Consider the following 14,674-nt stretch of genomic DNA (forward strand, 5'->3'; position numbering starts at 1 on the left):
CATGGCGTTTATTTTTAAAGAAATTTCCCACCGCACTGCTGCACCCGTGTTGGTGGATGAAGACAAATGTATTGCGGACAAAGGCTGTACCGTCTGTGTCGATGTTTGTCCAATGGACTTATTGGCGATTCATCCGACCAGCAACAAAGCCTATATGCAGTTTGATGAATGCTGGTATTGCATGCCATGCGAGAAGGACTGCCCGACCGATGCCATTCAGGTCAACATTCCATATTTACTTAAATGAGGGGAACAACATGAGATTCAACAACTTGGCCAAAAGCCTAATTCTGGGCGGTAGCTTACTGTCGGTATTTAGCACAGCGCAGGCAGAAAATATTCGTATTGCGATTGGTACTCAAGACACGACCATCAACTGTGCCACAGGTGGCTTACTGATTCGCGAATTAAATTTATTACCTAAATATTTACCCAAAACAGGCAAATATAAAGATGCTAAATACGATATTGTCTGGAAAAACTTTACTTCTGGCGCACCATTGACCAGTGAAATGGTGGCTGGTCGTTTAGATATTGGCGCCATGGCAGACTTCCCAGCAGTCAATAACAATGTCGCGTTTAAAAAGACAGGCAAAGAAAGTATTTTCCTGAGTGTGCTCTCTGGCAGTACCACTGGCAGTGGTAACGGCATTGTGGTTCCGCTGGATTCTGAGGTTAACTCTATCCAAGATTTAAAAGGTAAAACCATTTCTGTACCTTTTGCTTCAACTGCACATGGTCTATTACTACGGGCGATTGCAGCACAAGGTTGGGACCCGAAAAAGGATGTCAAAATTATTGCCCAAGCCCCTGAAGTGGCAGGCCCAGCGCTGAAAAGTAATAAAATTGATGCGCATGCTGACTTCGTCCCTTTTGCAGAATTATTTCCTTACCAAGGTTTTGCCCGAAAAATCTATGACGGTGCGCAGGCTAAAACCCCAACCTTCCATGGTTCTTTAGCCAATAAATCCTATGCACAACAATATCCTGAAATTATTCAGGCCTATTTACGCGCGATGATTGAAGCCGATCAACTGATTCGTAAAGAACCTGAAAAATATAGTGAACTGATTGCAGCCAAAACAGGGATTCCTGCCGAAGTCGTGTATTTATTCCATGGACCACTCGGCGTACAAACCCGTGACCTGACGTGGAAACCTGAATATAAACAAGCCACGCAAACTGCGGTCGATACTTTGAAATATTTGGGACGAGATGATGTTGATATCAATGTAAATCAATTCATTGACGATCAATACATCAAAAAAGCGTTCCAAAGTGCAGGACTGAATTATGCACAACAACTAAAAAACTATGCTCAGTCTCCTCTTATTGCCAAAGATGCCCTGACTCAAAAACCAATTCAGAGTTTTGATCGGGTTACACAGATTTGGGTGAAAGGTGAAGCCAAGGTACGTAGTTATGCCACACCTGAAACGGCCTTTGCAGATTTAAATAAATTAAAGAAAAACGGTAAAAATATCCGCGTGGTGTACAACCAAGACCATAATTTAAAAATCAAATTACTCGCGAATCTAGCTTGGTATGCCACCGATAAAAACGGTCAGATCAATGCATTCTTACTGCGTGGAGATGCCAACAATTGGGCCAAAGCAAATGGTGGCAAAGTCTATGACTTTAATAATGCACAAAAGCTGGTGAAGTAATCTGATAACCCCCCTAAAACCACCTTTTCAAAGGGTGAGAAGCGAATCTTCGCAAGGCCACGAATTTAAAGACTTCATTATTTCGCGGCGTTCCCTCTTCTTTAGGAGAGGGTTAGGGAGAGGTTAATTTTAAGAAATTCAGGAGAAAACAATATGAATAGTTTAGCGGACACCCAAGTCATCTCCCCCAAGGCAATCCGCCCTGTGTTTATATTTTCAAAAAGTCGTGTGATTTCGTATTTATTAAGTGTGATATCACTGCTACTCAGTCTTATGTTCTGGCAATTGGCCTCGCAGTACCATTTAAATTTAGGACTGATCAACTTCGCCAATGTACCTTCGCCACGAGATGTTATTCAATCGTTGCTCGCTTTTGCTGAACTTGATACCGCACTTGCCCATGTCAAAGCCAGTATTACTCGCGTTCTGATTGGTTTTTTACTCGCATCAGTGATCGGCGTTGTTTTAGGATTATTGATTGGTTATTCCAAAACGCTGGCAGCTCTGTTTATGCCCCCCCTAGAAATCTTGCGTCCGATTCCTGCGGTGGCATGGATTCCCTTAGCCATTTTGATGTTCCCCTCCTCAGAAGCATCGATGATTTTCATTACTTTTTTAGGCGCACTATTTCCAATCTTGCTCAATACCATTCACGGTGTTGAGGCTGTTGACCAACGTCTGATTGCATCTGCAAAAAGTCTAGGTGCAGGCCAATTTGCTATTTTACGCGAAGTGATTATTCCAGGTTCTTTACCGAGTATTACCACTGGTTTAGCCATTGGCATGGGGACTTGCTGGTTCTGTCTGGTAACGGCTGAAATGATCTCTGGTCAGTTAGGGATTGGCTATTTCACATGGGAATCCTTCACCTTGCAAAACTATGCCGACATTATTGTAGGCATGTTATTGATCGGGGCATTAGGCATGTTCAGCAGTGCTTTTCTGCGCTATCTCGGTAAAAAACTTACCCCTTGGTATCAGTTAAGGAAGGCATAATATGAGTCAGTTCGGTCATATCCATTTACACAATATCAATCTGCACCTTGGGCAAGACAAACAACGTTTTCAGGCCTTAGATCATGTCTCTTTTGATATTCAAGCAGGTGAATTTGTCTGTTTGCTCGGGCCTTCTGGTTGTGGCAAATCAACACTGCTTGGCGCACTGGCAGGCCATTTGCCAATTAGCTCAGGCACCATGTTGCTGGATCAAAAAGCCATTGAGAAACCCTCATCTGATCGTGGTTTAGTATTTCAGCAACACACCCTATTTCCATGGAAAAGTGTGCTAGAGAATGTTTGCTTTGGCTTAAAAATGAAAGGTATCTCTAAAGCACAACGCTTAGTTCAAGCCCAGCAAATGATTGAGCTGGTCGGCTTAAAAGGTTTTGAACATAAATATCCCGCTGAATTGTCAGGTGGAATGCAACAACGGGTTGAAATTGCACGCGTGCTGATCAATCAACCTCGTGTATTGCTGATGGATGAGCCTTTTGGTGCACTGGATGCCCAAACCCGTTTAAAGATGCAGGAACTGCTGCTTGAAATCTGGCAAAGCATTCAAACTTCAGTGCTATTCATTACCCACGATATTGATGAAGCTTTATTTCTGGCAGATCGGGTCTTGATCATGAGCCATCGCCCAGGACGTATTATTGAAGAAATCAAACTGGATTTCCCTCGCCCAAGACATGTCGATCTGGTCACCTCGACTGAATTTACCCAAATTAAAAAACATTGCATTCAAGTATTAAAACAAGCCACCCAAGCTGAACTGAGTCGATTGAATCCACTCGGTTTAAATCAGAAAGTCGCTGTTTAGGAATAATAAAATATGAGTCTAAATTACCCAATCCTTGCGGAGATTGATGAGGATTATGCTGATTATCTCCGTCAACTGAATCAGGACGACGAAAATATCCGCTTTGTCGCAATTATGAATATTGCCGATGAAGAACAAACAGAATTATTGCCTTGGTTGCAGCACGCCGTTTTACATGATCCCGCAAGCAAAGTACGCGAGCGAGCTGCCACTCGTTTAGAAGGTTGGGAGGATGCAACTTCTTTACATACATTGGCTCAAGCTTTAGATGATCAACATGAAAATGTGCGTATCGCTGCAGCACAAAGTCTTAGTGAGATTAAACATACTGAATCTGCTGATCATCTGGCAAGCTACTTGCAACATCACGATGACTTTGTGATTGCCTCCATCTTAAGAGCACTTAAAGAGTTGCGCGCTGAACCATTATTTGGTGCCATCCTTAAGCATGTTCAACATGCCAATCCCCTCGTACGTAAAGAAGCTGTGAGCACCCTAAGTTGGTTGCAGAAACAGGAAGGCTTGGCAACACTGGCACAGATCGCACAGCATGATGTTGATACAGAAATTCGTCGTATCGCGACAGGTGCTTTAGCGGCTAGCCAAGCTATAACACCCGAAATTTTATCTGCCTTACACAGTTCTCTCACAGCCGAGGCATGGCAACTTCGTGTCGAAGCCGCCTTGACCATCGGTAAATTAAAAGCCGTTGAACTAGAACAGCCTCTTTTGCAGCAACTGGATGACGCTTATTGGCAAGTTCGAATTGCGGTTACTCGCAGTTTAGGTTTACTCAAATCCAAAGCAGCAATTGTAAAACTCCAAGAAAATTTCCAGCATGACATCAGCAACTTACGCAAAGAAGTTGCCATTGCCTTAGGTGAAATTGGTGGGGAATCAGCTCAAAATATTTTATTACAGCATGCGGAAGACCCTGATCCAGAAGTCCGTAAATCGATTCGTATTGGACTGGCGTTGATTCAGGAGAAACGCTATGCCGCTTGAACCCAATCAGCTCAAAGTTGATACCGAGCAACAACGCCTGTTTCTGATGTGGGATGACGGTACACAAAAGGACTTTAGCCATGCTCACCTCAGAGCTAGCTGTCCTTGCGGTTTTTGTCGAGCTAAACGTCTACGACAACAAGAGGTTCATTATCCAGATCATGTTGCAATCTCAGCCATCTATTCCCAAGGTTATGGGATTCAAATTTGTTTTGATGATGGACATGATAAAGGGATTTTCCCTTGGGCTTTTTTAAAAGAATTACATGGTTAAAAAACTTTCAAAATGATGAAATCGATCTATACATCGCATGCTTTCATCATTTTGAATTATTAAGCCACTAAATTAGCTAAGCTCAATTGTAATCATCCCCTATGATACAACGATAAAAATAAAACACTTTGGAACCATCATGCCACAATCTGATATAACGCCCCCAATTCAATCAGTTCCATTTTGGCAAGCTTTTCTGTTCTGGTTGAAATTAGGATTTATTAGCTTTGGTGGCCCTGCCGGTCAAATTGCAGTGATGCATCAGGAACTGGTGGAACAAAAACGCTGGATTTCTGAGAAAAGATTCTTGCATGCACTGAATTACTGCATGCTACTTCCAGGTCCCGAAGCACAACAACTCGCGACTTATATTGGCTGGCTCATGCATCGAACCAAGGGTGGTTTGATTGCAGGGATTCTATTTGTGCTTCCCTCTTTATTTATCTTAATTGCGCTGTCATGGATTTACGTGAAATTTGGAGACGTCCCCATCATTGCAGGACTGTTTTATGGGATCAAACCAGCGGTCACAGCCATTGTATTCCATGCAACCTATCGTATAGGTAGCCGAACGCTCAAAAATTCATTTCTTTGGTTAATTGCAGCAGCAGCCTTTATTGCTATCTTTGTTTTTAATGTTCCTTTCCCTTTGATCGTATTTGCTGCCGCGCTTACAGGATATTTACTGAGCAAGAAAAAACCAGATTTATTTGCCCATCAAGCTGCGCATCAAAATAATCAAAAAAATTATGGCACGGCATTGATTAATGATGATACGCCTACGCCTGCCCATGCAATTTTTCGTTGGACAAACCTGATTAAAATCCTGGTCATTGCAGCCTTGCTCTGGTTGATTCCAATCACGCTTTTAACCCTAAGCCTCGGTTGGCAACATAGCTATACGCAAATGGCATGGTTCTTTACCAAAGCTGCCTTACTGACCTTTGGTGGTGCTTATGCTGTTCTGCCTTATGTCTACCAAGGTGCAGTCAATCATTATGCTTGGCTCAGCCCTACCCAAATGATTGATGGCTTGGCACTTGGTGAAAGTACCCCAGGCCCACTGATTATGGTGGTTGCTTTCGTGGGCTTTTTGGGAGCTTATAACCATACATTATTAGGCGCTGATCAGCTATTTTTAGCAGGTGCAATTGGTGCGGTGATTGTCACTTGGTTTACCTTTTTATTTTCCTTTGTATTTATTTTAGCGGGCGCACCAATGATTGAGTCCACACATAATGAACTGAAATTTACTGCACCACTCACTGCGATTACTGCGGCAGTGGTTGGCGTTATTTTAAATCTGGCCTTGTTCTTTAGTTATCATGTGTTGTGGCCAAAGGGTTTTGATCATGCTTTTAATTACGAAGCAGCCTTGATTACAGTAGGTGCGCTGATTGCCTTATTCAAATTTCAGCTCAACGTATTGTATGTGATTTTTGCTTCAGCCTTTTGTGGCCTCATCTTATATATCGGTGCTTAATCGGGCTCATCGAGTAGATCAAAATGATACTCGATGAAGTTCTATATTAAATATGATGAATTTCCACTGAGGCATGCACAATTTCCTCATGAATCGCCAATTCAGCTTTAACCTGATCAGGATTAAGATCAGTCATTGTGGTTTCCAATCCTAAAATACAAGAGAACTTGCCTTTCCCTACCTTCCATACGTGTAGATCGGTAATTTCAACTTGTGAAAACTGGGCAATCACCTCACGTATTTCTTCAACCACAGGATGCCCCATTTCCGCATCCAATAAAGTTTTCCCTGTTTGCTGCATCAGTCCCCAAGACCATTTCGCAACCAGTAATGCGCCGACGATTCCAAGCAATGCATCTAGGAAATTCCAGCCAAAATACTTGGCTGCAAATAAGGCAATAATTGCCAGAACTGACGTAACTGCATCAGCAACCACATGTAAAAATGCTGCTTTTTGATTCAAATCATGGTGATGATCGTGGCCGTGATGATGTGTCTCATCATGATGATGACTATGCGAGTGATGGAGATGATCATGTCCTCCATCATGTAACAACCATGCACAAATCAGATTTACAATAAGGCCAATAATCGCAATTGGAATCGCTTCATTAAAATGAATGGTGACAGGGTTAAATAAACGCTCGAGTGACTGAATCCCCATCAGCAGTGCTACGACCATCAATAAAATCGCGCTGCTATAGCCTGCCAAGATTTCAATTTTCCACGTGCCGAAACTAAAGCGTTGATCTTGGGCATAATGTCGCGCCATGCGATAGGCAAAATACGCAAGTCCCAATGCCAACATATGCGAACTCATATGCCAACCATCGGCGAGCAAAGCCATCGAATTAAAAAACCAGCCGCCTAGAATTTCCAAGACCATCATCACAGCAGTCAAGATAGTGGCAATTAAAATTCTTTTTTGAGCTAAGGGATTTCCTTGATCAAACTGATGAGAATGACGTCGTTCTAGGTTACTATGCTGCATTTATTTCAGTCTTTTAATATACTCCCCCTAGTATATATTTTTTTAGGAAAAAAAGTATGTCTCACCTTCATCAAGATAAGAAAATTTTAAATCGCGTTAAACGGATTCAAGGACAAGTCACCGCTGTCGAAAAATCACTTTCGAATCCTGAAAGTTCTTGTATAGAAGTTCTACAGCAGGTTGCCGCAGTCAAAGGAGCAGTGAATGGTTTAATGAACCAATTGATCGAACAACACTTAAAAGAACATGTATTAAAAGGTGCTGAACATGTGGATGAGGAAGAAGTAGAAAAGTTTTTCACCTTATTACAACGCTATTTATAAATACCAAATGGCGTCACTCAGTTGTTCTATCTCTGAATGATCATGACTCACATACAGCATTGGAATCTTGATCTCCTGCTTAATACGTTGGAAAAAAGGAATAATCTCTGCTTTATGTGCCGTGTCCAGCGCAGAAAGTGGTTCATCTAAAAGCAGTAATTGTGGTGAGTACAACAAGGCACGTCCCAAAGCCACCCGTTGTTTTTCTCCCCCTGACAGCTTAATCGGCATACGTTCAATCAAATGTCCCAATTTGAGCAGCTCAATGATATAGTCAGGCTCAAATTGACGTTGTTCTGGTGCAATATGCTTAAAACCAAACAGTAAATTCTGTTTAACATTTTTATGTGGGAACAGCTGTGCATCCTGAAAGACCAAGCCTACTCGACGCTGTTGTGTACTGAGATAAATATTCTCTGCCTGATTAAACCAAGTCTGATTTTGGATTTTAATCCAGCCGGCTTGTGGTCGAATTAAACCTGCTATGCTATGTAAAATCGTGGTTTTTCCAGAGCCAGACGCACCAAATAAACCAATCAAAGGCTGATCCGATTGAAAGCGTTGATCCAGACAAAATTGCCCTTGTTGCAACTGTATATGACAATCAATCATGCTGAATACCCACGCTTGTTTTTTTGATAACGATTGAACCACTGCGCAAACCATAGTGCAAAGAAAGCCACAGACAAGGATAGGATAATCAATCGCCACACCGCTGCTTCGGTATCAGGTTGCTGCATCAAGCTATACATTGCCAAAGGTAAGGTTCGTGTTTCACTGGCAATATTACCCACGAAAGTAATGGTTGCGCCGAACTCCCCTAAACTTCGGCAAAAACATAAAATCCCACCCACCAAAATCCCACTACTGGCGAGTGGTAGAGTCACTTGCATAAACGCCCCAAAGGAGGAAGCACCCAAAGTCTTCGCAGCCATTTCCAAACGTTGATCGACCAACTCAATGGCCAGTCGAATCGATTGTACTAACAAAGGGAATCCCATCACAGCTGATGCCAATACTGCCCCTTTCCAATTAAAGGCAAACTCTAAACCAAGCGGCGCAAGATACTGACCCAATAACCCACGATTACCAAACAGTTGGAGTAATAAATACCCTGGAACAACAGGCGGCAAGACCAACGGTAAAAATACCAAAGTCTCAAACAGTGATTTTCCCCAAAACTCTTTTCGAGCCAAAACCCAAGCGACCAACGTCGCTGGAATTAAGCTAAACGCCAAACAGGTTGCTGCCACTTTGCATGACAGCTTGAGAACTTCGATTTCTTCAGGACTTAGGATCATCGTTCAGTTACTGCAACACAGTAAAACCATATTTTTTAAACACGGTTTTTGCCTGCCCACTTTGTAGAAATTTATAGAACTTGATTGAATCGGCATTTTTCTTGGTGAGGCCAACAGGGTAAATAATCGGTGGATGAGTGTTTTCAGGGAAGACACCCGCTACGACCACATCTTTACTGATTGCGGCATCTGTCGCATAGACAATCCCAACCTGACATTCACCACGGGCGACAAAGTTTAATGCGGCGCGGACATCTTCAGTTTCAACCAGTTTTGATTCAACTTTGTCCCACCAACCCAGTGAGGTTAAAGCCTGTTTTGCATATTTTCCGACAGGCACACTCTTAGTATCCCCAGTACACAGCTTGCCTTGAATCGCCTTGGCTGGATCAAAGTTTTTATCCATTTTTAATTGAATTGGACGATCCTTAGGTGTAATTACGACTAAACGATTGCCTAATAAATTAATGCGATCCGTTGGCGTAACCAACTGTTTATTTTGTAGATAATCCATCCATTGCACATCTGCCGACATAAACACGTCAGCGGGTGCACCCGCTTCTATTTGTTTGGCTAAGGTAGAAGAACCTGCATACGAGGTTTTGACCTCAGTTTTATTTTTCTGTTCATAGAGTGTATCGAGTTCATTCACTGCATTGGTTAAGCTGGCAGCGGCATAAACCGTAATGGCATCCCCCGCAAATACATGCGTATGAATACATAAACTGGCTGCTAAAACTGCACAGCATTGATAGGTTTTTTTCATCATTATTGACATTATTCTGTCCTCAAATTTCGATATGTTTTTAAAAATATATCGCTTAATAAAGATACACTAAAAATAACAATACGCCAGTCTTGTCATCTTTAATAAATCACCTGTTTACATGTATTCAATGAGCATCATTTGATCATTGATGAATAACATTTAGTGCAAAAAATCATTTTCACACCAATTCAGTGCATCACTTCATACGTTTTTAGAATGAGCTATACACCACATCATCTAGATCAAATATGCTCTTCATCAATCGTTATTTATCGAAAATATAGCGATTGACCGTATCAGGTTTCCCAAAATAAAAAAGCGCCTACTCAAACACCAATTAAATGATGCTGAATAGACGCCTTTGTCTATTACTCAACGATAGCTAGTAAAGCGATCTTATTTTTGTTTTAGCAAAAGATGTGCCACCTCAAAAGACTGTTTTCTTTGCTGGCACTCAAAATTTAAATCAAGATTTATTGACTAATGGCTTGATCAATCTTCTTTACAAACTTTTGAAGATCGCTGCTTTGGATCGTAGATTTACCTTCGCTGATCGCTTGGAATTGCTGTGCAGCCATTTCCTGCATCTTAATTTTGCCAGATGCAATATTACGATCAAAGCGCCCCATAAACTCATCAACATATTCTTTTTCAGTCACAATATGATCGCCATTGGCATCGGTTTCAAAGAATTGTTTATCTCGCGCAGTCAAATAATCACCAAGTGTCACATATGCCTTTCCTTGGCCATATTGTGTGATGAACTCATTGATATTACTTGGCATTGGCATCGATATTGGAAGTTTGACACGGAAGCCATCATGGGTTGCGGTACTATTCTCAGATAGTTTTGCATCTTCCCCGTTAATTAGACCATCCTGATTTTTATCGAATTCATTAAATGTTTTTAAGCCTGTTTCCTGAAACTCTTTTAAAGTGAGCTTCTGATCTTTATTACTGTCCAAAATGCCATAGCGTACATGTGCCTGCTTCTCTGACATGTCACGGCGCTGTTTTAATAATGGCTCTAAGCGTGTTTGCTCATATTGTACAAACTGCTGTTGATTGACTTTTTTATTGTTTTTGAATAATGCCGCATAGTCTTGAGTATACTGCTTTAATAAAGCCGCACTGCTCTGCTCTTTATTATTTGGATGATAAAGCACATACAATGCATAAGCTTGCTGATACGCACTTGACTGATCAACCGTTTCCGCAGCAGAGGTCACAGAAGTCGCCATTGCAGTTAAACCTGCAATCATTAAAGCCAATTTTTTCATGTTCATTTCCTTAAATGTAAACATTTGCTAGATCGAAAACCTTTTTTCTATCTTGCTACTAAAATAAAATTAATATTTAAATTCGATACTTGCGACAACATTACGACCTGGTTCAGCCGCACGATCAATTAAGCTAGCCTGATTGGTACCGTTAATTGTTCCTACAGCTGCATAGTCCCAATAGGTTTTGTCAAAGATGTTATTAAAAGCAACATTGAGTTTGGCAAACTTAGTGACATTCCAATAAGCGGATAAATCAAATACGGTATAACCTGCCACACGTTGGTATTGCGTATTTTCTTGATAAGAACTCACATCTTGTGTTGCGACTCTGTCACCTACAGCAGTTGCGGTCATACCTAAGCCAAATACTTTATTAGGATCATCATAGGCAAAGGTTAAGCTGCCTTTTTCTGGTTGAACTGAATTGACGCCACTCTTCGCACCATTTTTATTTTTTGCTGTTCCTTTGGTTTTTCCTGCAACCAATGCAAGGCTAAAGCCATCTGAATTTGGAATAAACTGGCCTAAATCGATGCGAGTAGATAATTCTCCACCCCAGATTTGTGCATCTGCTAAGTTTTCAGCTCGGTAATAACCATATGGATATTGCGGTGTTGTACCGTAATTGTAGTAATCGATAAAATCTTTATATTGTGTATAAAACCCTGTGATATCAAACTTGATTCCATCAATCGAAGTATTTCTCAATCCAATCTCGAATGCATCACTGCTTTCTTTTTTCAGGTTGGAATTACCAATCACAATATAACTTGGATTACCTGGCGTAGTTTGATAAATCCCGCCCATTTCCGTTGGTGAAGGAATACGATTCCCTTTTGAATATTTTAAATAGCTGTAGTTAGCCGGACTAAACTGATAGCTTGCTGAAAAACTTGGAGAGACATAATTAAAGTCTTTGGCCTGCACATCATTATAAGTGGTAATGTCTGGTCTAAATTCTTGACGTTCTAAACGTACCGATGGGGTTAAAGTTAGGTTTCGCCCAAAAACATCTAAACGAATATCATCAGACACAAATGCTGAATAGCGTTTCAATTCAGAGTCTAATAAATAAGCACCTTGGTAGATCGTCGTAAGTGGTGCCCCATTACGCAGATCGACTTTGGTACTGGAGAATTCTTTCTGGTCTGCAGTCAGACCATATTTGAGGGTATGATTTTTGATTGCTTTGCTTGCATCAATTTTTATGCCTACATTTTTCTCTTTATAGGTTGTTGAAAAGTCACGTGCCACTGTCGCACTGTTCATAAATGAAGTATCAGTATCGTTATTGGATTCTTGATACCAGATTTTACTATTCAACTTATCAAAAAGTAAGAAATCGTTTGGCTTATAGATATGTTGGATACTGAATTGTGTACGGTCAATGTCCTGATGCTGCTTCGCATCACTTTTATAATTGCTAAATAGATTGGCTGCAATATCCTTGGTATCCGACTTTTTCTTATAATAATCCGCAGTGAAATTCAATTGATGCTGATCTGATAACGCCCACAAGATACGGGTTAAAACCGCGTCAGAGCTCCAATCTGCGGGAAAAGCAGCAGTTTTAGAATTGGGTTTTGTCTCTTGGCCATCACGATGTGCATAAGCAACCAATGCTTTTAGATCATCATTTCCAATTGCGCCTGTAACAGATCCTAACCAAGCCTGATCAGCAGAGCTATAACCCGTTTTCAGTGTACCTGCAACGGTCTTCCCATCGACTAAGTAATCTTCTGGTGATTTGTTTTTAAAAGAAACTCGACCACCAATACCGTCGGTTGAAACATCTGTTGTACCTGAAACAATATCAACTGTACTGAACATTTCAGGTTCAATATAATCTCGGCCTGCTCCACGCTTGCCCATACTTTTCGGTGGAATATAAGTACTGACTGTTGCATCAGCAAGATCGACCCCATCGACATCTAAACCAATTCGGTTTGCATCAATACCACGAATGTTATAGCTACTTGTGCCCGTTCCATCAAAAAACGTTCCACTACCTGCAACCGAAAATGGCGCGTTGACCAGTGGTAAATATTTCACAATACTGGCCATATCGGTTACGCCAGTTTTATCCATATTTTCGCGATTAATGCTGGTACGAGAGACGGGTGACTCATTTTCATGTTCAGCATATACCGTAATTGTTGATAATGAGGTATATACTTTTTCCTGTTTACTCTCTTCTGCAAAGCTCCCCGAACTCACCCCTGCACCCATAAGTGCAACCAAACATACAGACAAATAACGTGGTTTTAAAACAGTCATATCGGACTTCATTGGGCTGTATAGCTCAACAGGATTACGATTCATACGGGAGCCTTTTCAAATGATATTGATAATCATTAAAAATGAGTATTTTTATGGATTCACCAACACTAAACAGCCATGAATAGCATCAATTACAAATATACACAGATTTAATAAATGCGAATCATAATCAATTACATTTTTATTTACAATAATTTTATTCGCTCGGCCAGTTCATCAGGCTAAAAAAGACCTCAAAAGTGAAAAAGAAACCAAGGAATTGCTCTAAATTTAGAGAGTGTTTGTGGAACTAAAACAGCTTGCAATTTGCTAAGTCTGCCAGTTTTTATACTGAATGGATGGAAAACTATTAGAAGTACTGTCTTCACTCCTACTCATACAAGTTTGCATTCATATTAGAAAATAAAGCTCAATTATGCGTTGTAGAGATGCCCCAGCTTAACCACATATTTGCATCATTTTAGACTTGGATAAGTTTAATTTTGAATCATAGGCGGATAGACATGAATGATTTATAAATTCATATTGTCTAAGATATTTCCCGTGTTTAATCTCTAATCTAATTTGCGTCTCTAAGTGACGATATTTTGTTTTTAAGGGGTCAAAACAGAAAATATATTTAGTCTGTTTATTCGATAAATTTTTTAAACTTTGTTCATAGATATCAATAGATAACTTTTCATCAAAAAGATCGTGCTTATATTTAAATGAACTATCTAATTGTCCAAACTCGTGAGCAGCGTTCATATCACTTGTTTTTAGAGCACAAAGCTTACTCCCAGAGAACTCGTAGTTAAAATCTACCACCTTCTTTTCTTTGCAAGCTGACAAAAAAGTAAGTAATAGAACTACCGTAATTTTCTTGTACATAGCAATGTAATGCCTTAATCAATAATTTTTTCACTTATCTCAGCCTCACAAATATTTCATTAGATCAATTTCACCAGTTTAGTGATCAAAAGGAGAATTTTGATTGGGATAGATTATTAGTTAACCACAAGTTGATTTCCCTGGCTCAATATATCTAACTTCTAGCTCATTACTTTTATTTATGACACAAATACTTGCATGAAAACTTTTATTTGTATCTAAAATAATTTCGTAAGCAACATTCTTTTCAATTTCTTTTAAAGGGATTGAGACACAATTTTTTTCGTCTATAGGGAGAGGAACATTAGTATATAGTTTCTCATATGTACTTTTAAACTCTTTAGTGTAATCTATCTTTCCTAAATAAATAAGGAATGTATTATCAAGGCCATAATAGGTTTTAGAATTATTAGTAAATACACATAAGTGATCGTAGTTAATTTTCACTTCAAGATTCTTAATTTTAGGTTTACATCCAATTAAAAACAGACAAAAACTAACTGTTAAAAAAATAAATAACATATCAGTTTTCATTTTTCACCCCTATTTCATTGGATCAATTTTACCTATTCTAGGATTGGATTCAGACTTTTGTTCACAGATCATTAG

The 14,674-nt window shown here is 40.1% G+C and carries 16 protein-coding genes; 8 read left to right on the forward strand and 8 right to left on the reverse strand.

What is annotated here, in order from left to right:
• The first annotated feature begins 1 nt into the window (after window position 1).
• The 7 genes from MMO42_RS04760 to chrA all read left to right on the forward strand — a co-directional run bounded on the left by MMO42_RS04760 (window position 2) and on the right by chrA (window position 6,248).
• A complete protein-coding gene (locus MMO42_RS04760; protein ID WP_005292685.1) occupies window positions 2-247 on the forward strand; it encodes a ferredoxin family protein in 246 nt (81 codons plus the stop codon).
• 10 nt (window positions 248-257) lie between these two features.
• The gene (locus tag MMO42_RS04765) at window positions 258-1,667 is read left to right on the forward strand and encodes an ABC transporter substrate-binding protein (RefSeq protein WP_241319505.1); all 1,410 of its coding nucleotides are present in this window, start codon (window positions 258-260) and stop codon (window positions 1,665-1,667) included.
• 153 nt (window positions 1,668-1,820) lie between these two features.
• Window positions 1,821-2,663: an ABC transporter permease gene (locus MMO42_RS04770; RefSeq protein ID WP_241319506.1), complete on the forward strand. Its 843-nt coding sequence runs from the start codon at window positions 1,821-1,823 to the stop codon at window positions 2,661-2,663.
• Between the two features lies 1 nt (window position 2,664).
• Window positions 2,665-3,486 carry an ABC transporter ATP-binding protein gene (locus MMO42_RS04775; protein ID WP_241319507.1) on the forward strand — a complete coding sequence of 274 codons (822 nt, stop codon included), beginning with the start codon at window positions 2,665-2,667 and terminating at the stop codon, window positions 3,484-3,486.
• A 12-nt stretch (window positions 3,487-3,498) separates the two neighbouring features.
• A complete protein-coding gene (locus MMO42_RS04780; RefSeq protein ID WP_241319508.1) occupies window positions 3,499-4,491 on the forward strand; it encodes a HEAT repeat domain-containing protein in 993 nt (330 codons plus the stop codon).
• The gene (locus MMO42_RS04785) at window positions 4,481-4,765 is read left to right on the forward strand and encodes a gamma-butyrobetaine hydroxylase-like domain-containing protein (RefSeq protein WP_241319509.1); all 285 of its coding nucleotides are present in this window, start codon (window positions 4,481-4,483) and stop codon (window positions 4,763-4,765) included. Before MMO42_RS04780 ends, MMO42_RS04785 begins: the two co-directional genes overlap by 11 nt.
• Window positions 4,766-4,904: 139 nt before the next feature.
• The gene (chrA, locus tag MMO42_RS04790) at window positions 4,905-6,248 is read left to right on the forward strand and encodes a chromate efflux transporter (RefSeq protein ID WP_241319510.1); all 1,344 of its coding nucleotides are present in this window, start codon (window positions 4,905-4,907) and stop codon (window positions 6,246-6,248) included.
• 46 nt (window positions 6,249-6,294) lie between these two features.
• On the opposite strand, the gene dmeF is transcribed toward chrA, so the two are convergent.
• Complete coding sequence (gene dmeF, locus MMO42_RS04795) at window positions 6,295-7,239, reverse strand: CDF family Co(II)/Ni(II) efflux transporter DmeF (RefSeq protein WP_241319511.1); 945 nt, start codon at window positions 7,237-7,239, stop codon at window positions 6,295-6,297.
• A 56-nt stretch (window positions 7,240-7,295) separates the two neighbouring features.
• On the opposite strand from dmeF, the gene MMO42_RS04800 reads away from it, so the two are divergent.
• Entirely contained in the window at window positions 7,296-7,562 is a 267-nt protein-coding gene (locus tag MMO42_RS04800) for a metal/formaldehyde-sensitive transcriptional repressor (protein ID WP_241319512.1), read from the forward strand.
• Here the strand turns inward: MMO42_RS04800 and MMO42_RS04805 are convergent.
• The 7 genes from MMO42_RS04805 to MMO42_RS04835 form a co-directional block, all read right to left on the reverse strand.
• Entirely contained in the window at window positions 7,557-8,174 is a 618-nt protein-coding gene (locus MMO42_RS04805) for an ATP-binding cassette domain-containing protein (protein WP_241319513.1), read from the reverse strand. The genes MMO42_RS04800 and MMO42_RS04805 overlap by 6 nt on opposite strands.
• Complete coding sequence (modB, locus tag MMO42_RS04810) at window positions 8,171-8,863, reverse strand: molybdate ABC transporter permease subunit (protein ID WP_005292665.1); 693 nt, start codon at window positions 8,861-8,863, stop codon at window positions 8,171-8,173. The genes MMO42_RS04805 and modB overlap by 4 nt, the downstream gene beginning before the upstream one ends.
• 7 nt (window positions 8,864-8,870) lie before the next feature.
• A complete protein-coding gene (gene modA / locus MMO42_RS04815) occupies window positions 8,871-9,641 on the reverse strand; it encodes a molybdate ABC transporter substrate-binding protein (protein ID WP_241319514.1) in 771 nt (256 codons plus the stop codon).
• A 464-nt stretch (window positions 9,642-10,105) separates the two neighbouring features.
• Window positions 10,106-10,912 carry a hypothetical protein gene (locus tag MMO42_RS04820; protein WP_241319515.1) on the reverse strand — a complete coding sequence of 269 codons (807 nt, stop codon included), beginning with the start codon at window positions 10,910-10,912 and terminating at the stop codon, window positions 10,106-10,108.
• Window positions 10,913-10,981: 69 nt separating this feature from the next.
• On the reverse strand, window positions 10,982-13,237 hold the full coding sequence (locus MMO42_RS04825; RefSeq protein ID WP_241319516.1) for a TonB-dependent hemoglobin/transferrin/lactoferrin family receptor: 2,256 nt from the start codon (window positions 13,235-13,237) through the stop codon (window positions 10,982-10,984).
• Between the two features lie 396 nt (window positions 13,238-13,633).
• On the reverse strand, window positions 13,634-14,065 hold the full coding sequence (locus tag MMO42_RS04830) for a hypothetical protein (protein WP_241319517.1): 432 nt from the start codon (window positions 14,063-14,065) through the stop codon (window positions 13,634-13,636).
• A gap of 120 nt (window positions 14,066-14,185) precedes the next feature.
• Window positions 14,186-14,599, reverse strand: coding sequence for an NF045616 family extracytoplasmic (lipo)protein (locus MMO42_RS04835; RefSeq protein ID WP_241319518.1), 414 nt, complete (start codon window positions 14,597-14,599; stop codon window positions 14,186-14,188).
• Window positions 14,600-14,674 lie beyond the last annotated feature (75 nt).

The organism is Acinetobacter sp. ANC 3882, assembly GCF_022549545.1.
Classification (GTDB): domain Bacteria; phylum Pseudomonadota; class Gammaproteobacteria; order Pseudomonadales; family Moraxellaceae; genus Acinetobacter.

Bases quoted from the DNA above. Each gene is read 5' to 3' on its own strand.
- MMO42_RS04830 (WP_241319517.1), bottom strand. From the start codon at position 14,065: ATGTACAAGAAAATTACGGTAGTTCTATTACTTACTTTTTTGTCAGCT.
- MMO42_RS04780 (WP_241319508.1), top strand. From the start codon at position 3,499: ATGAGTCTAAATTACCCAATCCTTGCGGAGATTGATGAGGATTATGCT.
- MMO42_RS04825 (WP_241319516.1), bottom strand. From the start codon at position 13,237: ATGAATCGTAATCCTGTTGAGCTATACAGCCCAATGAAGTCCGATATG.
- MMO42_RS04760 (WP_005292685.1), top strand. From the start codon at position 2: ATGGCGTTTATTTTTAAAGAAATTTCCCACCGCACTGCTGCACCCGTG.
- MMO42_RS04800 (WP_241319512.1), top strand. From the start codon at position 7,296: ATGTCTCACCTTCATCAAGATAAGAAAATTTTAAATCGCGTTAAACGG.
- MMO42_RS04770 (WP_241319506.1), top strand. From the start codon at position 1,821: ATGAATAGTTTAGCGGACACCCAAGTCATCTCCCCCAAGGCAATCCGC.
- MMO42_RS04765 (WP_241319505.1), top strand. From the start codon at position 258: ATGAGATTCAACAACTTGGCCAAAAGCCTAATTCTGGGCGGTAGCTTA.
- MMO42_RS04820 (WP_241319515.1), bottom strand. From the start codon at position 10,912: ATGAAAAAATTGGCTTTAATGATTGCAGGTTTAACTGCAATGGCGACT.
- MMO42_RS04775 (WP_241319507.1), top strand. From the start codon at position 2,665: ATGAGTCAGTTCGGTCATATCCATTTACACAATATCAATCTGCACCTT.
- modB (WP_005292665.1), bottom strand. From the start codon at position 8,863: ATGATCCTAAGTCCTGAAGAAATCGAAGTTCTCAAGCTGTCATGCAAA.
- MMO42_RS04835 (WP_241319518.1), bottom strand. From the start codon at position 14,599: ATGAAAACTGATATGTTATTTATTTTTTTAACAGTTAGTTTTTGTCTG.
- MMO42_RS04805 (WP_241319513.1), bottom strand. From the start codon at position 8,174: ATGATTGATTGTCATATACAGTTGCAACAAGGGCAATTTTGTCTGGAT.
- MMO42_RS04785 (WP_241319509.1), top strand. From the start codon at position 4,481: ATGCCGCTTGAACCCAATCAGCTCAAAGTTGATACCGAGCAACAACGC.
- dmeF (WP_241319511.1), bottom strand. From the start codon at position 7,239: ATGCAGCATAGTAACCTAGAACGACGTCATTCTCATCAGTTTGATCAA.
- modA (WP_241319514.1), bottom strand. From the start codon at position 9,641: ATGTCAATAATGATGAAAAAAACCTATCAATGCTGTGCAGTTTTAGCA.
- chrA (WP_241319510.1), top strand. From the start codon at position 4,905: ATGCCACAATCTGATATAACGCCCCCAATTCAATCAGTTCCATTTTGG.